At 70.7% G+C, this 18,063-nt stretch carries 17 protein-coding genes and 2 pseudogenes; 9 read left to right on the forward strand and 10 right to left on the reverse strand.

What is annotated here, in order from left to right:
* Nucleotides 1–125 precede the first annotated feature (125 nt).
* Entirely contained in the window at nt 126–1,100 is a 975-nt protein-coding gene (locus QSK03_RS25190) for a quinone oxidoreductase family protein (RefSeq protein WP_285657883.1), read from the reverse strand.
* 55 nt (nt 1,101–1,155) lie between these two features.
* Entirely contained in the window at nt 1,156–1,536 is a 381-nt protein-coding gene (locus QSK03_RS25195) for a nuclear transport factor 2 family protein (protein ID WP_285657886.1), read from the reverse strand.
* Nucleotides 1,537–1,962: 426 nt separating this feature from the next.
* On the opposite strand from QSK03_RS25195, the gene QSK03_RS25200 reads away from it, so the two are divergent.
* Nucleotides 1,963–2,574, forward strand: a complete 612-nt coding sequence (locus QSK03_RS25200; protein WP_285657888.1) for a TetR/AcrR family transcriptional regulator — start codon at nt 1,963–1,965, stop codon at nt 2,572–2,574.
* Between the two features lie 170 nt (nt 2,575–2,744).
* Here QSK03_RS25200 and QSK03_RS33215 read toward each other — a convergent pair whose 3' ends face one another.
* A complete protein-coding gene (locus QSK03_RS33215) occupies nt 2,745–3,221 on the reverse strand; it encodes a transposase (protein ID WP_352232039.1) in 477 nt (158 codons plus the stop codon).
* Between the two features lie 978 nt (nt 3,222–4,199).
* Here QSK03_RS33215 and QSK03_RS25210 point away from each other — a divergent pair.
* A complete protein-coding gene (locus tag QSK03_RS25210) occupies nt 4,200–5,045 on the forward strand; it encodes an alpha/beta hydrolase (protein ID WP_285657890.1) in 846 nt (281 codons plus the stop codon).
* A 26-nt stretch (nt 5,046–5,071) separates the two neighbouring features.
* Nucleotides 5,072–6,061 (forward strand): alpha/beta hydrolase, encoded by a 990-nt coding sequence (locus tag QSK03_RS25215; protein ID WP_285657892.1) that lies wholly within the window; start codon nt 5,072–5,074, stop codon nt 6,059–6,061.
* Here the strand turns inward: QSK03_RS25215 and QSK03_RS25220 are convergent.
* Nucleotides 6,058–7,005 (reverse strand): helix-turn-helix transcriptional regulator, encoded by a 948-nt coding sequence (locus QSK03_RS25220; RefSeq protein ID WP_285657894.1) that lies wholly within the window; start codon nt 7,003–7,005, stop codon nt 6,058–6,060. The two genes, QSK03_RS25215 and QSK03_RS25220, sit on opposite strands and share 4 nt — an antisense overlap.
* A gap of 840 nt (nt 7,006–7,845) precedes the next feature.
* On the opposite strand from QSK03_RS25220, the pseudogene QSK03_RS25225 reads away from it, so the two are divergent.
* From QSK03_RS25225 to QSK03_RS25245, 5 genes and pseudogenes are all read left to right on the forward strand, one after another.
* Nucleotides 7,846–8,019 (forward strand): annotated as a pseudogene (locus QSK03_RS25225) (ATP-binding protein); the annotation flags it as partial.
* Between the two features lie 125 nt (nt 8,020–8,144).
* Nucleotides 8,145–8,881: pseudogene (locus QSK03_RS25230) on the forward strand (phosphoketolase family protein); the annotation flags it as partial.
* Nucleotides 8,802–9,509 (forward strand): hypothetical protein, encoded by a 708-nt coding sequence (locus tag QSK03_RS25235; RefSeq protein WP_352232040.1) that lies wholly within the window; start codon nt 8,802–8,804, stop codon nt 9,507–9,509. The pseudogene QSK03_RS25230 and the gene QSK03_RS25235, both read left to right, overlap by 80 nt.
* Before the next feature lie 60 nt (nt 9,510–9,569).
* On the forward strand, nt 9,570–10,202 hold the full coding sequence (locus tag QSK03_RS25240) for a hypothetical protein (protein WP_285657896.1): 633 nt from the start codon (nt 9,570–9,572) through the stop codon (nt 10,200–10,202).
* Entirely contained in the window at nt 10,199–11,413 is a 1,215-nt protein-coding gene (locus QSK03_RS25245; RefSeq protein WP_285657897.1) for a PrsW family intramembrane metalloprotease, read from the forward strand. Before QSK03_RS25240 ends, QSK03_RS25245 begins: the two co-directional genes overlap by 4 nt.
* Before the next feature lie 997 nt (nt 11,414–12,410).
* On the opposite strand, the gene QSK03_RS25250 is transcribed toward QSK03_RS25245, so the two are convergent.
* Together QSK03_RS25250 and QSK03_RS25255 are read right to left on the reverse strand one after the other, a co-directional pair.
* Nucleotides 12,411–12,602 carry a DUF2795 domain-containing protein gene (locus QSK03_RS25250; protein WP_285657898.1) on the reverse strand — a complete coding sequence of 64 codons (192 nt, stop codon included), beginning with the start codon at nt 12,600–12,602 and terminating at the stop codon, nt 12,411–12,413.
* Nucleotides 12,603–12,785: 183 nt separating this feature from the next.
* Nucleotides 12,786–14,714 carry a heavy metal translocating P-type ATPase gene (locus QSK03_RS25255; RefSeq protein ID WP_285657899.1) on the reverse strand — a complete coding sequence of 643 codons (1,929 nt, stop codon included), beginning with the start codon at nt 14,712–14,714 and terminating at the stop codon, nt 12,786–12,788.
* 88 nt (nt 14,715–14,802) lie between these two features.
* Here QSK03_RS25255 and QSK03_RS25260 point away from each other — a divergent pair, with 88 nt between their 5' ends.
* Nucleotides 14,803–15,216: an ArsR/SmtB family transcription factor gene (locus tag QSK03_RS25260; protein ID WP_285657901.1), complete on the forward strand. Its 414-nt coding sequence runs from the start codon at nt 14,803–14,805 to the stop codon at nt 15,214–15,216.
* Here QSK03_RS25260 and QSK03_RS25265 read toward each other — a convergent pair.
* From QSK03_RS25265 to QSK03_RS25280, 4 genes are read right to left on the reverse strand one after another with little or no spacing between them, the layout of a single operon-like run.
* Complete coding sequence (locus tag QSK03_RS25265; protein WP_285657903.1) at nt 15,148–15,864, reverse strand: (2Fe-2S)-binding protein; 717 nt, start codon at nt 15,862–15,864, stop codon at nt 15,148–15,150. The two genes, QSK03_RS25260 and QSK03_RS25265, sit on opposite strands and share 69 nt — an antisense overlap.
* Nucleotides 15,861–16,361 carry a hypothetical protein gene (locus tag QSK03_RS25270; protein ID WP_285657904.1) on the reverse strand — a complete coding sequence of 167 codons (501 nt, stop codon included), beginning with the start codon at nt 16,359–16,361 and terminating at the stop codon, nt 15,861–15,863. The genes QSK03_RS25265 and QSK03_RS25270 overlap by 4 nt, the downstream gene beginning before the upstream one ends.
* Nucleotides 16,358–16,825, reverse strand: a complete 468-nt coding sequence (locus QSK03_RS25275) for an RNA polymerase sigma factor (protein WP_285657906.1) — start codon at nt 16,823–16,825, stop codon at nt 16,358–16,360. Before QSK03_RS25275 ends, QSK03_RS25270 begins: the two co-directional genes overlap by 4 nt.
* Nucleotides 16,826–17,962, reverse strand: a complete 1,137-nt coding sequence (locus QSK03_RS25280) for a HoxN/HupN/NixA family nickel/cobalt transporter (RefSeq protein WP_285657907.1) — start codon at nt 17,960–17,962, stop codon at nt 16,826–16,828.
* Between the last annotated feature and the right edge of the window lie 101 nt (nt 17,963–18,063).

Consider the following 18,063-nt stretch of genomic DNA (forward strand, 5'->3'; position numbering starts at 1 on the left):
TACTTGGGGACACTCCCGAGCAGTGGAGCCAGCTCGGAGTCGATAGGATACGACACGGCGGTCTCTTTTCCGGCGGTACGTGCGATGACCTATTGGCGCCGTAGGCGCGTCGATTCGGACCGCTGTCAGCGGGCCGTGTCGAGCAGCAGCTTGCCTGTCGTGGCTCGTGAGGTGAGAGCGATGTGGGATTGCTTTGCTTCACCCAACGGATAGCGGTGCGAGATATCGATATGTAGTTTGCCGTCTCGGATCTTCTCGAACAGATCGGTGGAGTGCTTCAACAGCAGCGAGCGAGTGCGGATGTGATCGGAGTAGACGGCGTAGGAGAGCCGGACGCTCTTGGGTAGTTCGAACATCGACACCGTCGGGATCTCACCGATGAGGGGTCCGTACCAGACGTGCGTGCCGGCCACGGCGAGCGAGTTCAACGACGGCCAGAAGGTGCTCGCGCCTCCGCCGTCGAAGACCGCGTCGACGCCTTCGCCGTCGGTCAGGTCCTTGACCTGGTCGGCGAAATCACCGTCGGTGGAGATCAGCACCTCGTCCGCCCCCGCCGCCTTGGCGACCGGCACCTTCTCCTCACGTGAAACCAGGCCGACGACCCGGGCGCCCCGCAGCTTGAGCTGCTGGCTCACCATTCGGCCGACGCCGCCGGCTGCGGCGTGCACCAAGCCGGTCTGGCCCTCGGTGAGGGGGGCGATCTCGTTGACGAAGTGGTGCGAGCTGAGCCCCTGAATCATCGTCGCCGCGGCGACGTCGGTGGCGATGTAGTCGGGCAGCGGGATTGCCTGCTCGGCCGGGACGGCCAGACGCTCGGCGTAGCTGTCCCACACCGTCGCCCACGCGACACGGTCGCCGACCGCGAAGTCGGTGACGTCCCTACCCAGCTCGACGACTGTGCCGGCTGCCTCCACCCCGGGAATGAGGGGCAGGCGACCGTGAGGGGCACCCCAGCGACGCGCGGCGGTGTCCATGAAGTTGACACCCGCGAACTCGACATTTACCAGTAGATCCGACGGGCCGGGGATCGGGTCGGTCCAGTCGTCCTCGAGCTGGATCACATCGACGTCGCCAAGCTCTGCGATGACTACAGCACGCACGGCGCAGCGATCTCCAATTCAACAGGTGGGATAGTGATTTGACAGTGGGTGGGGACTAGGCTTGCAGCAGCGAGCTTGCGTAGGTGGGGTTGGTGTAGTCGCGCCACACCGCGATCTTGCCGTCGCGGATCTCGTAGACGGCCACGTTCATGATGGGGGCGGGCGTGCCGCCGGGAAGACCGAGCCCGTGGACCTGTTCGGCGATCACGATGTCGCCGTTGACAGCCTGATGAACGGTCTCGAACTCGACCTGCTCGAAGTTGTTGAAGACGCCGCGCCACAGCTCGACAACGGCGTCCTTGCCCCTGACTTCGCTGTCCCCGTAGGCGAGGAACGAGACGTCCTCGGTCAGGAACGAGCCCAAGGCGTCGGCGTTCTTGCTGCTGAAGGTCTCGACGAAGTCGCGGACCAGAGTGTCGTTGTCGTAGGCAGGCACTGGAGTGGCTTCTCTCGGGTTTGGGGCTCGATCGTCTGCGGTGTCACCGGACCGGTGAAGTGCGCCGGCAGCGGCGGACCCTCGACGCCGTTCTCGCTGACGTCGGGCCCTGCCGACCGTTCGCGTCGGCGAAGGTAGGGAGAATTTTTTGGACCCACAAGTCCAATCTTCGAGACCTGGGGTCGAGGGTCCCGCGCCGCTCGGCGGGTGCGTCGCTCTGCGGCCGGACTGCTCGGCGGCGCTGGTCTCGCCCGTGATCGGGGGTTCCCGGGCCGGCTCAGCGACACCACCCGCGGCGCTCGTCCAAGCAGTACGAGACACAGTCATCTAGTGCGCTCTGACGGTCGCGTCGCAGCGTCCGACGGCTGCGTCCCTCGGCGAGGCGCGAGGCTGGACCTTCCGGACCAGAACCGTGACACTGAAGTCGTGAAGCTCACGTCGAAAGGCAAGGCCACCCGCAATCGCATCATCAAGGGCGCAGCCACCCATCTACGTAGTGATGAGCCCGGGACCATGACCTTGGAGGACGTGCAGTCGATCACCGGCACCAGTCGGGGGCAGCTATTTCATTACTTCCCCGGCGGCAAAGAGGAGCTGCTCCTCGCGGTGGCCCGCCACGAAGCCGATCAAGTCCTCGATGACCAGCAACCACACCTCGGAGCACTACGGTCATGGTCGGCGTGGGAACGCTGGCGCGAATCAGTCCTCGCGCGTTACCGCCTCCAAGGCGCCAATTGCCCGTTGGGAACGCTGATGGACGCCGTCGGAAATACTCCGGGCGCCGCCGAGGTCTCACAGTCCTTACTCGCCCGATGGCAGGGGTTCATCGCCGCGGGCGTGCGGGAGATGCAGGCCGCCGGGGAGATCACGAACGACGTCGACGCCGAACGGACGGCAATCGCCTTCATCACCGGCATTCAAGGCGGCGTGCAGATGCTGCGGGTCACGGGATCGATCGACCATCTCGAAGCGATGTTCGACGTGCTCCTTGCCCACCTGCGCGGTACGAATCTTGCCCCTGTCACCTCACCCCTGTGAGCAGGACGAGCACTCCGCGAGAGAACACCGGACCACACGATCAGTGGCCCCGCCGTCGTCGACCGCATTGATTCCTCGTTCGAGTGACTCTCCGGAGACTCTTGCTGCTGAAGAGGAGCCTTTCTCCGACGATAGGGGATCGTGTCATGGCCGACATGCCGAGGCGTAGATCAGCGCCAGGGCGACCGGCACGAGCAGCGCCGCGGCGCACCCGGCGGAGCCCCGGCAGACCACGATCTCGGGCCGCCCGGTCCGCCAGCCAAACACCCAGCGAAGCGGTGGTGAACGCGACCAGCCCGATCGCCAAGGTCCGCGCCGGCCCCGGGCCTCGCGCAGTCGACCGCCGACCGGCAGCAGGACCGCGAGGGTGAGCAGGTAGATCCCGACCATCCACCATGCGTTGCTGGCCCGAGCAGGTGGCCACCACCGAGGTCAGCCGCTTCGACGCGACGGCGGCGCTCGAGCAGCCAGTCCGGGAAGTACGAGCCCTGGCGCAGCTTCTCCGATCGCCACGTCCAGCGTGCCGGCGCGGGCGCCGAAGTCGCGAGGGCGTAGCCGTTGCGCTGATGGGCCCGCGCCTCGCTGCGCTCGCTGTGCGCAGCGCCGCGGAGCGCGTCCTCCTCGTCCGGCATCAGGGTGTCGATCATCGTCGTGAGCAGCGAGCCCAGCAGGGCTCTGGGCTCGCCCGGGCCGGGTGTTCGTGGACGAATCGGGCAGAGTCGATACTCGGGTGCGCGGCCATCGCGTCGATCTCCTCGACCATGAGCGGGAACTCATCTCGGAGGCTCATGCCGTGGTCCGCCACACATCATCGCCCCGCCCCACGCCGTGGTCAGCTCCTGCACCACCCCCGCCGCGGACAATCGGCCACCACCTACACCTGGGCTACCCGAAGCTCGGTGTCACCTCCCGCGCCCAGCTCTCCCAGACGCTCTCCGACCCGGAATGACCCGGACCGGCCGACTCCGGCCCGACCGCTCGGCCGTCCGCTTAGCTGTCCGCTTAGCTGTCCGCTTACGTCCGGCCACGACTGCGCCCGGCGGCCCACCGCTCATGATCGGCTCCGCGAGGACAGCGTTGCTGAGCAGCACAAACGCACACCTCGAAGCACCGCCGGGTTTCTGACCCCTGTCCACTGGGTTCGGGGTTCGAGTCCCTGACTGCGCACCCTTCTCTGCTGGTCACAGCTCTACGGAGCGATCTTAGGTCCGATCGTGGATCCTTTCGCGGGACGTCGGCTCGGGTCTCCCCCGCAGCCATGAAGCCTCGATCGTCAACGACTGAACGTCGCTGTCCGCTCGACGAGCTGGGACATGACCGCGAGTCGGCTCCACAGGGAGCTGGCGTCGAGCATCGCCCGCCATCCGCCGACGCTCGCCACTGAGCCTCCTCGCCGGACTTACACGCGTGACGTCCATTGCAGCCCGACGCGGTCGGCGCCGTCCCGAGGAACCCCGAGGCGCGGCGAGGCCGTGTGGCCTGAGCCCCAGCTCTTCCCGAGAAGTTGGTCCGGCGACGACGGCGCACGCTCGGCCCGCCGGGCTGCACGCTCAGCCCTGCTGTCTCCTCCCGGTCTCGCCCAGAGTGCTCGTCGTGCAACCGCGAGCGTCGAGGAGCGCGAGGACATGGACTCCGAGCTGATGGAACACGACCAGGAATTGGTCGAGGAGGCGAACGCCTCCGGACGGCGTCCCGTGGTGTTCGTCCACGGGCTCTGGCTGCTGCCCTCGAGCTGGGATCGCTGGGCAACAGTGTTCCGCGAGGCCGGCTACGCACCACTGGCGCCGGGCTGGCCGGACGACCCCGAGACGGTGCCCGAGGCCAACGCCGACCCCGAGGTCTTCGCCGACAAGAGCATTGGCCAGGTCGTCGAGCACTACACCGCCCTGATCGAGCGCCTGGACCACACACCGGCCGTGATCGGACATTCTTTCGGTGGTCTGTTCGCCCAGATCCTCGCCGGACGAGGCCTCTCGTCCGCCACAGTGGCCATCGACCCCGCACCATTTCGCGGAGTCCTCCCCCTGCCCCTCTCGGCGCTGAAGGCCGGAAGCCCGGTCCTCGCCCACCCGACGACGCGCCACCGAGCCGTGCCCCTCACCTACGACCAGTTCCGCTACGCCTTCGCCAACGCGGTGGACGAGCAGGAGGCCCGCGCGCTCTACGACGAGTTCGCCGTGCCGGCCCCGGGCCTGCCGCTATGGCAGGCGGCCACGGCCAACATCAACCCCCGCACCGAGGCCGCCGTCGACGCCGACAACCCCGACCGCGGCCCCTTGCTAATCATCTCCGGCGAGCGGGACAACACCGTGCCGTGGGCCCTGACCCACGCGGCGTACCAGCAGTACGCCGACAACCCGGCCACTACGGAGATCATCGAGATCCCGGGGCGAGGACACGCCCTGACCATCGACCACGGCTGGCGCGAGGTCGCCGAGACCGCACTGACCTTCGTCCGGCGCTTCGTCTGACCCCGACCGAGCCGAGGAGCCCATCGATGAGCACACCGACCACACCGACCACCTCTCCCGCCCCGGCCGTACCGGTTCTCGAACCGGCCGCCCAGGCCTTCGCCGACGCCACCGCGACACCGCCCTTCCTCTTCGAGCTGCCGCCCGAGGAAGGCCGGGCCGCGGTCGATGAGGTCCAGTCCGGCGAGATCGCCAAGCCCGCCGTCGATGATGAGTGGATCACCGTGACCGGCGGGCCCACCGGGACCGTGCCGACCCGCATCGTGCGACCCGCCGGATCGTCGGGCCCGTTACCCGTGATCATCTACATCCACGGCGCCGGATGGGTGTTCGGCGACGCCGCCACCCATGACCGGCTGGTCCGCGAGCTCGCGGTCGGCGCCGGGGCCGCGGTCGTGTTCCCCGAGTACGACCGATCCCCCGAGGCGCGCTACCCCACCGCGCTCGAGCAGAGCTACGCGGTCGCGCGATGGGTGATCGCCGAGGGCACCGAACGAGGACTCGACCCGACCCGGATGGTGGTGGCCGGGGACTCGGTCGGCGGGAACATGGCCACCGCGCTCGCGCTGCTGGCCAAGGACCGCGGCGATGTCCCTCTCGCGGGTCAGGTGCTGTTCTATCCGGTGACCGACGCCGCGTTCGACACCGGCTCCTACGCGCAGTTCGCGACGGGCTACTTCTTGCAGCGTGAGGGCATGCGCTGGTTCTGGGACCAGTACACCACCGACGAGGACCAGCGCCGGGAGATCACGGTGTCCCCGCTGCGCGCGAGCACCGAACAGCTCGCCGGGCTCCCCGAGACGCTGGTGATCACGGCCGAGGCCGACGTGCTGCGCGACGAGGGCGAGGCCTACGCGGCACACCTGCGCGCGGCCGGGGTCGCGGTCACGGCGACCCGCTACCTCGGGGTGATCCACGACTTCGTGATGCTCAACGCATTACGGGAGACGCACGCCGCCGATACGGCGATCGCCCAGGCCGTGGGCTTCCTCGCTGGCGCACTGTCCAGGTCCTAGGGGAGCCGTCGCCACTCACCCGGGGGCATCCCATGCACGGCGGCGAAGCGGCGCCGGAAGTGCCGTGGATCGACGAAACCCCAGCAGCGGGCAACATCGGCGACGGTGCGGTGTCGCGCGGCCGGGTCGCGCAGTTCCCGGGCTGCGCCGTGAAGACGTTGACGGAAGATCCACTCCATCAACGGCTCCTGTGCCGATCCCCAGACGGTGTAGAGCGTGCGCAGCGAGATGTGATGGACCGCCGCGACGCGCGTCGCCGTCAAGTCGGGTTCGGTGAGGTGGCATCGGATGTAGCTGACGATGCGAGAGCGCAACGTCTCGTGCAGCACCCCGCGGGCCTGGACATCGCCCGCGGCCGTGACCACCAGCGCACGGGTGAGGTCCTTGGTCGTCGCACTCAAGGCCCGCGCCAGGTGTGGTTCGGCCGCGACGTCGTCGATGCACGCGTTGAGCTCTCTGAGATGGCCCGCCACCAAGGAATAGAGCGGGCTCGCGCGCAGGCGCGGCAGCGCGGCCCGCACTGTGTCGACAGTCAGGCCGACTTCACTGTGGGGAACGTGCACGATGAGCGTCCCACCCTCGGGCCCGATCTGCGCGATGTCCGTCTCCCCCGTCAGGTCGTTGAGGTGGCAATCGTGCGCCCGGTGATGCTGGGTGACCCCGCAGGCCGTGTGAAGACTCTCGCTCAAGGCCAGCGAGAGCGCGAAGATCTCGGGTGCACCGCCGCGGAGGTCACGTTCGGACCGTCGCAGACGGAGCGCCGTGCCCTTCGTACGCAGGACATGGGTGGGTCCCAGCTGCCAGGCCTCCATCCGTAGCCCCACGCTCGGCAGGTCACGGTCGAGGACGACCTGCGTCGGCACGCCCCGACGGCCGATGACCTCGTGCACGAGGTCGAGCCGATCGGACGGCGGATGCTGAGCAGTGTCGAGAACGATGGCCACGACCCTCACCACGAAGACTTTGGTGTACGGAATGGATCAATCAGACTCCTCGACCGGAGCCGTGTCGAGGCAGAACTCGCCGGCCGAGCCACGCAGCGCCGGCGCGCCCAGCGGGCACCCCCGAACGCGCCAGCCACCCGAGCCGCGGGTGACAACATATCGGTGATCAAGAGGTCATTTGGCACTTCGGCGGGCGCGGCATCGCCGACGGCCCGGGTGGCCGCCGCCGAGTTCCCCCGCGGCCGTCCTTCCCCGAACGACTCCACCTCAAGCTGGACGAACGGCGCAAGGCTCGGCAACGGCAGCGGCTGCGACAGCCCGCTCAGGGGACCGCTTACGTCACACCACGGCCGCCCTCGGGGGGTCACCGTTGATGATCGACGCTCGCCGGCACGTCCACTGACCAGCACGAACGAGCACCGGACGTCACCATCACCGACGTGACTCCTGTCCATTGGGTTCGGGGTTCGAGTCCCTGACGGCGCACTCTTTTCGCTGGTCACAGCTCTGCGGAGCAATCTCTTCGAGGTGACTCCGGGCCTCTCCTACCGGCCCGCCGCCCTGGTCCCCGCCGCCGCCCGCGCCACCAGCACGAATGCCGGTGAGAGCCGGTGACCACCAGCCCGACCAGCGAGGCCCGCCGCTATCGAAGTCGCCGATGGTCCAGGGCCCGGGCAGGCAGGCGAACCGCAACCGCGAGGCCAGCCGGAGAGCCGCGTGCTGGCCGAGTCCAGCGACGCCCCACCGTGTCGGCGCAAGACCCGACGCCCGGCCGGGGACGCCTCCCGCGCCGAAGATCTTCAGGTGGGCGGTGGCCTGCCCGTTGGCCGGGGCGTCGGGGTGGTCGAAACGCGTAGCGGACCCGACCCCGACGTAACACCGGAGCTAACGCCAATCAAGCTCGTCCGCGACCTCGCGACGCTGCGCTTCCTCGACGACGCCGCCAATGTCCTGTTCGTCGGCCCACCCGGAGTCGGCAAGACCATGCTCGCCACCGCCCTGGCCCGCGGCACGGCCGAGGCCGGGGCGCGGGTCTACTTCACCACCGCCGCCGACCTCGCCGCCAAGCCACAAGGCCGCCCTGGAAGGGCCGGTGGAACACCTGCATGCGCTTCTTCGCCGGCCCCCGGCTTCTCGTCCCGGGCTTCCTCGACCACGTGGTCAACAAGAAGGCCGAGATCGTCCGGGTGTACCTGCCGCCGGACACCAACACCCTGCTCTCGACCATGGATCACTGCCTGCGGTCGCGGCACTACGTCAACGTCGTGGTGGCCGGCAAGCAGCCGCAGCTGACCTACCTGTCGATGGAGGAGGCGGTCGCGCACTGCACGCGAGGCCTGGGTATCTGGGAGTGGGCGGGAACCACCGACGGCGAGCCGGACGTCGTGCTCGCCTGCTGCGGCGACGTCCCGACGCTCGAGACCCTCGCGGCGGCCAAGCTGCTGCGCGAGCACTGCCCGAGCTCAAGGTCCGCGTGATCAACGTCGTCGACCTCATGCGGCTGCAGCCCGGGCAGGAACACCCGCACGGGCTGTCGGACCAGGAGCTCGACGCGCTGTTCACCCCAGACAAGCCGGTGATCTTCGCCTTCCACGGCTACCCGTGGCTGATCCACCGGCTCACCTACTCGCGCCGCAACCACGCGAACCTGCACGTGCGCGGGTCACGGCGAGGACGACCCGGAGATCGCGGGGCGAGTCCTGGTCGTCAACGCTGGCTCCTCGAGTCTCAAGCCCCGCCTGCTCGCGCCGGACGACACCGTCGAGCGCACAGCCGACGTCGCCCCCGGGGTCGACGTGGCCTCGGCGACCCCGGAATGGCCGACGCCGGACGCCGTGGGCCATCGGGTGGTGCACGGCGGGACGCGGTTCCGTGACCCGGTGGTGGTCGACGACGGCGTGCCCGGCGCGCGGCGGATCGTGACTGCGCACCTCGGCGCCGGCGCCTCGCTGTGCGCCGTCGTGGAGGGCCGCAGCGTCGACACGACCATGGGCTTCACCCCGCTCGAGGGTCTGGTCATGGCCACGCGCTCCGGAACCGTCGACCCGGGCCTCGTGCTCTGGCTCTCCGAGCACGAGGGCCTCAGCCCGCACGAGGTCGCCGAGACGCTCGAGCAGCACTCCGGTCTGCTCGCCCTGGCCGGCACGGCCGACCTCCGTGCGATCCTCGAGCGCGACGACGACGACGCCCGCCTGGCCGTCGCGGTCTACGTGCACCGCATCGCCGGCGGAATCGCCGCCATGGCGGCCTCGGCCGGCGGCATCGACGCGCTCGCCTTCACCGGCGGGGTCGGGGAGAACTCGGGACCGATCCGCGCCGCGGTGGCCGAGCGGACCGCCTTCCTCGGGGTCAGGATCGATCCGTCCGCGAACGCCACCACCGTCGACGGCGACATCAGCGCGCCCGGAGCGCCCATCCGGACCCTCGTCGTGCCCGCTCGAGAAGACCTGGAGATCGCTCGAGGGGTCCGCGCGGTCATTCCCCCATCGAGGGAGACCAGGTGATCATCGGCGTCCGGCGAGGACTTGGTGTGAGAATCATGGTCGACGGAAACGGAGGGGCCGATGAGCACACCCACGGTGGATCACGCACGGCACCGCCGGGTGCCCGTCGAGCACCGATGGTTCGGGATCGACCGCCGGACGCTGCCGTGGGCGGTTGTGGCCGCCGCGGTATGGGCCCTGTGGGTCCTCCTGGTCCCCGCCGTCAACGACGCGATCGCGTGGAGCGACCAGACCCGGCCCGGTGACGTCCTGCTCGTCGCGCGGGAAGGAGTCACGGTGGTACCTCCGGTGGGATGGGGCCTGCAGAGCGGTCTGCGGACCACTGACCGTCCTCGCGCGGCCGGCGGGACAGCACCCCCGATCCTGCTGGGCCAGGAGGGCGTCCAGATCCTCGTCCGGTCCGCGGCCTGGTCAGGATCCACGGCCGATCTCCTCGACTCCGCGAGCGGCATCAGCGTGGGACAGGCCGGCGGCTCCCTGAGCCTGGGCGACCCCCAGAACTTCACGACCCTGGCCGGGCTCCCAGGCCTGGTCCGTTCGACGTCCTCACCGCGAGCCGACGGTCTGCTCGCCGCGGTCGTGGTCGGCGGCACCGGTGTCGAGGTGACCGTGAAGGGGCCGCCGGATCAGGTCCGCGCCACAGCCGAGCCCGTGCGCCGCATGCTCACCTCGATCTCCCGGAGCGGCTCGTGAGCGCCACCCCCGACACCAGCCCCGGCGCCGGCGCCGGCCCCGACACCACCGCCGAGTCCTCCTACGACGAGCTGCTGGCCGGGCGCGCCGCAGCGATCCGCGTCTCGGGGTGGGGCGCGCCGTTCCGGCTGTTCCAGCCGCACAACGCCTGCTTCTGGGTGGCGCTGGCGCTCATCGCCCTCGGCCTGTGGAACTTCGTCCCGAGCTACGTCAACACCTTCGGTGTCTTCGCCGCCGCCGACATCACCTCGCTGGTCACCAGCGGGCTGTTCGCGCTGGTCTTCCTCTACTTCCTGCACCGCTCCGACCGCTGGGAACGCACCCCCGGTCGCCTCGTCGCGTCCGCTTTCGTCCTCGGCGGGTTCGGTGCTGCGTTCGCCGTCGCCCTGCCCGGCAACGCCCCCCTCATGAGCATCTACACCAAACTGTTCGGGCAGGCCTGGGCTGTCGACTGGAAGGCGGGTCTGACCGCCCCGTTCGTCGAGGAGAGCGCCAAGGGCATCTGCTTCCTGCTCCTGCTCGGCCTGGCCCCCGTGGTCATCCGCACCGCCTACGACGGCCTGATCGTGGGCGCCTATGTCGGCCTGGGCTTCCAGGTGCTCGAGGACGCCCTCTACGGCCAGAACAGCGCCCTGGAGAAGTTCGGCGCCGACCAGGTCGGCAACGTCGCAAGCACCTTCGTCCTGCGCGCGCTCACCGGCGTCGCCTCCCACGCGCTCTACACCGCGCTCTTCGCGGCCGGCCTGATCTATCTGATCGGCACGGTCGCCCAACCCCGACGGGTCGGGCGCGGGGTGGCGCTGGTCCTCGCCGCGGTGGTGATCCACGGCGTGTGGGACAGCTCCGGGGCGATCGCCGACGGCACCCCGCTCGTATCGGTCGTGCTGGTGCTCACCACCGTCGTCGCCGTCGTGGTGCTGTTCTGGGCGATCCGGGTCGGAGGGCGCCGCGAGAGCGAGTTCATGCGCGCGATCCTCGCCCCCGAACAGGCCCGCGGCACCATCAGTGACGTCGAGCTCGAGGCCGCCGCCGGACACCGCCGTGAACGCCGGACCTTCCTGCGCTCCGCGGGCGACCGCGCGACCCGACGCCGGCGCAAGCACATACTGCACGCCATCGGCGACCTCGCCGAAGACCTGTCGCGCTCCGGCGGGCACGACGACGAGGAGGTCCAGCACGCCCGCTCCGAGCTCCACCGCATCCGCGGCTGACCCACGGAGCGTGCCCATCTACGCGCGCAGGCACCACCCACCGCGATCATCAGTCCTGCGCGCCTGACCAGCGGTCGAACTGAGCCGGTCAGTGCTGGCTGGCGACCGGCGAGGTTCCCGGACCTGGTGTCGGCAGCCATCCCACGGGAGGGTGGTCGTCGTGCCGGGCAACGCGGAAAGGTCAGAGACAAGATCCGGCAGCGCGCCAGGCGTACGGTCCACGAGTCCCGCGGGCGGAAGCGTTCTCGTCCGTCGACGCCGATCCCAGGTCGGCCAGCCTGTGAAGACCGATCGGCAGTCCCGGTACGTGCCCGGCGGCGGCACCGAGGGCTGGGACTGGCACCGGCGGATGCTGTCGCGGGCGGGACGGGGCCTTCGGCGTCGGGGAGCGACGCCAACTCTGGCTCCCCGATGCTCGAGCCACCACACGGTGCAGCAGTGTGCGATCCGGCGCACCGCCGGGCGACCTCACCTGGGATGCGAATCTTTGAGGCCTGACAGCAAGAGCGGGAGTCGATCCGTGAGGTAAGATCTTCAAGGAGGGCAACGTTCGTGATTCGCCGGGGGGACGATTGACGATACCGGCGATGTGCGGTCTCTGGCTGGTGGTCTCGCTGGCCTTCGCTCTGGTGATCGGGCGGGGTTTGCGACGCGTACGCACGTCGTCCTCGGTTTCCCGGCATGTAGGGGCGCCCCGAGATCTCCGGACACCGCTTGGTTCACTTCCAGATCCTTCAGTGTGAGGACTGGCCGATCGGATTCAGCAGTCTTTCGACGGCAACGTCACCCTCACCGGCGGGCCCGAACCGCCGGTGCCTACATCGCCGGTGCCTACATCAGGGTCCTCCTGCGACCTCGCTCGTAACCGCTCCGACGACGGCGAAGGCGCCGAAAACCCAACACACTGGCGACGTCTGCGTCGACGCCTTCCACACCCCCGAACGAGCCCCCGCGACTGGTCGGCGGCCTCGTCCGACCGCGCCTTCGAGCAGAGATCTCACGCCTGCTCGACGGACGGCTCGTCGATGCCGAGGGCGTCCTCGACCTCGGTGAGGTCCTCGTACCGACGGTGGGGCACGCGGGCGAGCCGGTCACAGATGCGCGGGCTGATTCCGTACTCGTCGGCGGCGACGAGAAGCTGCCACCGTTCGAGGGGCCACTCGAGGCCGTCGAACACCGCGGCCCACACCGAACGGGGCGTGGCGTCGCCCCGGGAAGGATGATGGGCGACCGCCACACGACGGTCTGCAGGCTCGGACAACCGCGGCACCTGGTCGAGCATGGACGCAGCATGAAACGGCGAGTTCACCACGGGATGAACAAGTCCGGCGATGGAGGAACTGCGTCGGGCCCACCGCCGCCGTGGTCGATCTCATCGCTGCAGACCGCCGGTTTCCCGGCACGTGTCCGCCGGCCATGCGCTGCGCCGGAGCAGCCGCAGACCGTTGAGGGCGACGAGGATCGTCGAGCCCTCGTGGCCCGCGACGCCGAGCGGGAGCGGCAGGTGCCCAACGACGTCCCACATCACGAGCCCCACGACGACGGCGGCCGCGGCGACGAGGTTGGCCCGCACGAGCCGGTGGGCACGGCGTGCGAGCGCGAGCGTGGCGGGGACGGCGTCCAGATCGTCCCCGACGATGACGACGTCCGCGCTGCGCAGCGTCACGGCGGTGTCCGGGGAGCTGCCGCGATGGCTGACGGCGATCCCGACGTCCGCGGCGGCGAGGGCCGGGGCGTCGTTGACGCCGTCGCCGACCGCGAGGACGACGTCCCCGACCCGGCGGAGATCGTCGATGGCCGCCACCTTGTCCTCCGGCAACATCCCGGCGTGGGCCTGCGCGATGTCCACGGCATCGGCGACGCGCCGTGCCGCCTGCGGCTGGTCGCCCGTGAGGAGCACCGGCGCCCGCCCGACGAGGGAGCGCAACCGGGCGACGGCGCGCACCGCGCTCGGCCGGGGATGGTCGGAGAGAACGACGACGCCGACCGTCCGTCCGTCGGCGACGACCGCGACGACGGTGTCGCCGAGGGCTTCCGCCTCGGCGACGGCACGCCTCGCCCACCCGTCGTCGGACTCGTCGTCCCCCCGGTCCGCGAGAACGCGGTCGGGACGACCGATCACGACCTCGACGCCGCGGACCGATGCGGAGGCACCCGTGCCCGGTACGGCTCGGAAACCGGTGGGCGTGGCGAGAGCGGCCTCCGGGACGGCCGCGAGGATGGCCCCGGCGAGCGGGTGCTCGCTCCCGGACTCGACGGCCGCCGCGAGGGCGAGGACGTCGTCCCGCGACCAGCCGGGCGCACCGTGGACGGCCGTGATCTCCGGCGCGCCCGTGGTGAGCGTGCCGGTCTTGTCGACGACGACCACGGTGGTCGACGCGAGCCGTTCCATCACCTCGGCCGAGCGGACGAGCACGCCGTGACGGCTCGCGGTGGCGATGGCGGCGAGCAGCGGCGGCATGGTGGCGAGCACGAGGGCGCAGGGCGAGGCGACGATCATGAACGTCATCGCCCGCAAGAGGGCGTCCACGAGCAGCTCGCCGGACAGCAGGGGCGCCACGAACAGCACCACCGTCGCGGTCACCACCACGACCGAGTAGCGCTGCTCGATCCGCTCGATCGATCGTTGCGTCGGCGCCGTCGTCGACGACGCCTCCTCCACCTGGGCCGCGATGCGCGCGACCACCGAGCCGCTCGCCTCGCGGGACACCGTGACACGGAGCAACCCCGAACCGTTGACCGTGGCCGCGTAGACCTCGTCGCCGACGCCCGTGGGCGCGGGCAGTGATTCACCGGTCACGGTCGCCTGGTCGGTCTCGCTCGCACCCGCGGCGACGACACCATCCGCTGGGACGCGCTCACCGGGCCGGACGACGATCACATCGCCGACGGCGAGGTCGTCGACCTCGACGATCTCTTCCCCGTGGCCCGGAGCGACGCGGACGGCGCGCGAGGGCGTCAGGTCCAGCAGCCCCCGAACGGAATCCGCCGTGCGTGCCGTCGCCCAACCCTCGAGCGCGGCCGACGTCGCGAAGATGACGATGAGCAGGCCCCCGTCGAACGCCTGGCCGATGGCGGCCGCACCGAGCGCCGCCACGACCATGAGCAGGTCGACGTCGAGCGAGCGCGCCCGGAGCGCCGCGACGCCGTCGCGCGCGGAACGCCATCCGCCGGTGAGATAGCAGGCCGCGAGAGGCGGCCCCCACAGCACCGCCGGAGCTCCCGCGAGGTGGAGCGCTGCGGCGAGAAGAAACCCGGCGAGAGACCCGGCCGCCCAACGAACCTCCGGGAGGAGGAGCATCCGTCGCACGATAGCCAGCATACCCGTACATGTGAACACTCCGACATGTATGTAATCGGGCCTCCGGCCCATCGATTACGCTGGCCGCATGGGTCACGGGGTGTCGGCGACGGGGCCACCGGTCGCGCGCCTGGACCCCCAGGCCGTGGACGCCGTCGCGCAGACCTTGCAAGCGCTCGCGACGCCGAGCCGGCTGCGGATCCTCCTGCGGCTCCGCGAAGGTGCGGCCACCGTCGGGGAGCTCGCCTCGGCCGTGGCGATGGAGCAATCGGCCGTGTCCCACCAGCTGCGCGTCCTGCGCCACCTGGGCCTCGTGACGGGGACCCGTGCGGGGCGGTCGATCTCCTACGAGCTGCACGACGGTCACGTGGCCCAACTGCTCGACGAGGCGATCTACCACGTGGAGCACCTCCGGCTGCCCGGTGAGGTGTCGTCAGCCGGTCGTGCCGGGGCGGCGGCCGGGTCCGAGAACGCAGTCGGCGCAGGTGGTCGCTCCCGGTAGTCGCCACACGAGGCAGCACGTCCGGCGCGCCACCGTCGCACCCGTCGGCGAGACGAGGACCCGACCCGTCCCGGCCCAGGGCGGTCGCGCAAGCAGCTCCTCGGCGCAGCTCACGGCCCGGTCGCGCGCGGAGGACCGCTCGCGGGAGATCACTCGCAGCACCCCGCCCACGGCAGCGACCGCGTTCCCCCACAGGAGCCGTTGCGAGATCGAGCACTCCGCCCGCACGGCCGCAACGAGCGCGCCGAGGGGCTCGACGAGAGCCTCGTGGAGACGATCGTCGCCCATGGGGACGGATGCGGGGTCGGCCATCCACAACGGCATCAGTCCGCCGTCCCACGCGCGCCAGTGCAGGGTGTCCGGGAGAGCCACCAGGAGGCGGTCGTGGAGCACGGCGACGGCGAGCACCGGCGCGACGACCCGAGCGGCGAGACCGCTGAACAGCACCGACGCAGCGACCCGCCGGTCGGTCACACCCAGGCGGTCCACCAGCGCCCCGAGCGCCCGACCCAGCACCGCGGGGTCGGCCGACAGGGCGGTGAGCGGACGCCACCCCGCCAGTTCGGCCTCGTGCCGCGGCCCCGTCTCGACGGCGAAGGCCCGCCCCAGGTGGGCGACGTCGGTGAGCAGGGCCCGCCCTCCGATCACAGGCGGATGCCCGCCGCGCACCACTGCTCGGTGCTCCGATGGCGGCCGAGGCCGAGCATCACGAACTCGTCGGCCCCGGCGACGGCTTGGACCCCGAGGTAGCGCAGGGCCTCGCAGAACGGGCTGCTCCCGTCGTCGGGAAACCGCTCGGTCGGCACGAGCAGGCGCGGTCCGTAGACGACCTGACAGTCCAGCCACACCGCCGCGGTCTGCCGGCCCACGTCGCCGCGGTAGTCGGCTTCCAGGTAGACCACCACGCCGTGCCGGGACGCCGCGGTGATCATGGCTGCCACACCCGAGGACAGTCGGTCGAAACCGCTCTCGGGATCCACCCGGAAGCCGGCGAGGTCGATCGAGCCGTAGAGCTCCTCACACAGCGGCACCATGGCGAGATCGGCACCGTCGAGCAGGACGGCCCGCGCATGCCGGCACTGCTCGACGATGGGTCCGAGCGCCTCGGGACCAGCGATGATGGCGTGCAGCTCGTACCGCATCACCGACGGCCCACATCGGCCCCGACGAGGGCGCGCAGCCGCGCGACGGTGCGTTCACGGTGCACCCCGGCCTCGGACTCGCCGCAGCCCAGCGCCGCGGCCAGCTCGGCGTCGCTCCATCCGTCGACACAGATCCACACGAGCACCTGCTGAACGTCCGCGGGCAGGGCCTCCAGCTCACGGCGCAGCGCGGGCCAGGGCGGCGGGCTCAGGGTGCCGGTGCCGACCGCCGCGATGGCCTCCTCCGCGAGCCGCGCGATCCGGCCCGAGAACGGCAGGCCCCAGTACCGGAACACGGCCGGGCGCGCGACGAGCCCGGCGACGACGTGGGCCGCAACCGCCTCCCCCGCCGCCGCGTCGCCGAGACGCACGCGGCAGGTGTAGGCGACCGCGTCGTGAGTGGTCGCGACCCGCCGCACCCACTCGGCGAACGGCGTGGTGGCCTCCGGGGAGACCGGCCCCGACACTCAGGCCTCCGCCGCAGCTGTCCCCGGAGGAGACGTCGCCGGGGCGTCATGCGGGGCCTCGACCACGGCGACGGCGGCGTGCCGGTCCTCGAAACGACCGAGCCGCCAGATCAGGGCGGCCCCACCCCAGACCACGACGAAGAACCCGACGATGACGTAGCCGAGGAGCTCGAAGTCGTCCGCGAGACCCGCGTAGCCCTCCAGCCACGCCACGCCGAGGTCGTCGGCGAGCACACCGGCGAGGTAGACGCTGGAGACGAACCCCGCCACCGTCACCGTCGCCGCGGTGGTGGCGATGTTGTAGAAGAGCCGCCGCGCCGGGTTGCGGTTCGACCAGGAGTAGGCCACGGACATGATCAGCCCGTCGGCGGTGTCGAAGGCGCTCATGCCCGCGGCGAACAGCAGCGGCAACGTCAGCGCGGCGACCAGCCCCGTCCCGCCCGCACCGGCCGTGGCGGTCGAGGCCGACAAGGTCAGCAGCGTGACCTCCGACGCGGTCTCCAGCCCGAGACCGAACAGGAAGCCCAGGGGGTACATGTGCCACGAGTGCTTGATCAGCGTCCGCGCCCGGCCGCCGAGGATCCGGTTCACCAGACCGCGGTTGAGCAGCTGGCGCTCGAGCTCGTCACGGTCGAGCCGCCCGGCGCGCAACTGCCGCCACGACCCGACGATGCCGACGAGCACCATCAGGTTGAGCACCGCCACCAGCGCGAGGAACACCATGGCCACGACCGTCGACACGGTCCCGCCGATCTCACGGAAGCCGTCGATCTGCGACGTGGTCGCGACGCCGGCCGCCGCGGCGACGACCAGGGACAGGAGCACGACGACCGACGAGTGGCCCATCGCGAAGAAGAAGCCGACGCCGACCGGCCGCCGTCCGCGCTGCACCATGAGTCGGGTGGTGTCGTCGATCGCGGCGATGTGGTCGGCGTCGAAGGCGTGCCGGATGCCGAGCACGTACGCCAGCACCCCGGCGCCCGCGAACGCTCCGGCGCCCACAGGACCGGACGTCAACGACAGGTAGAGCGTCCACCCCACGATGTGGAGCAGGGCGATGGCGGCGACGATCGCGGAGAGCTGGACGCGCTGGGAGCGCGTCCAGGCGGCTCCGGGAACCGCGGCGAGAGTGGTCATCGCGTCCTCCCGGTCGGGATCGGTCGGATCGGAGGACGGGCGAGCCGGGCGCGACGACGGTCATCCCGCCGCCGCCGCGCCCGGCGCCGATCCCGATCCAG

The sequence above is a fragment of the Actinomycetospora sp. NBRC 106375 genome, from assembly GCF_030269665.1.
In the GTDB taxonomy this organism is placed as follows: domain Bacteria; phylum Actinomycetota; class Actinomycetes; order Mycobacteriales; family Pseudonocardiaceae; genus Actinomycetospora.

Bases quoted from the DNA above. Each gene is read 5' to 3' on its own strand.
- QSK03_RS33215 (WP_352232039.1), bottom strand. From the start codon at position 3,221: ATGATCGACACCCTGATGCCGGACGAGGAGGACGCGCTCCGCGGCGCT.
- QSK03_RS25210 (WP_285657890.1), top strand. From the start codon at position 4,200: ATGGACTCCGAGCTGATGGAACACGACCAGGAATTGGTCGAGGAGGCG.
- QSK03_RS25215 (WP_285657892.1), top strand. From the start codon at position 5,072: ATGAGCACACCGACCACACCGACCACCTCTCCCGCCCCGGCCGTACCG.
- QSK03_RS25240 (WP_285657896.1), top strand. From the start codon at position 9,570: ATGAGCACACCCACGGTGGATCACGCACGGCACCGCCGGGTGCCCGTC.
- QSK03_RS25255 (WP_285657899.1), bottom strand. From the start codon at position 14,714: ATGCTCCTCCTCCCGGAGGTTCGTTGGGCGGCCGGGTCTCTCGCCGGG.
- QSK03_RS25260 (WP_285657901.1), top strand. From the start codon at position 14,803: ATGGGTCACGGGGTGTCGGCGACGGGGCCACCGGTCGCGCGCCTGGAC.
- QSK03_RS25280 (WP_285657907.1), bottom strand. From the start codon at position 17,962: ATGACCACTCTCGCCGCGGTTCCCGGAGCCGCCTGGACGCGCTCCCAG.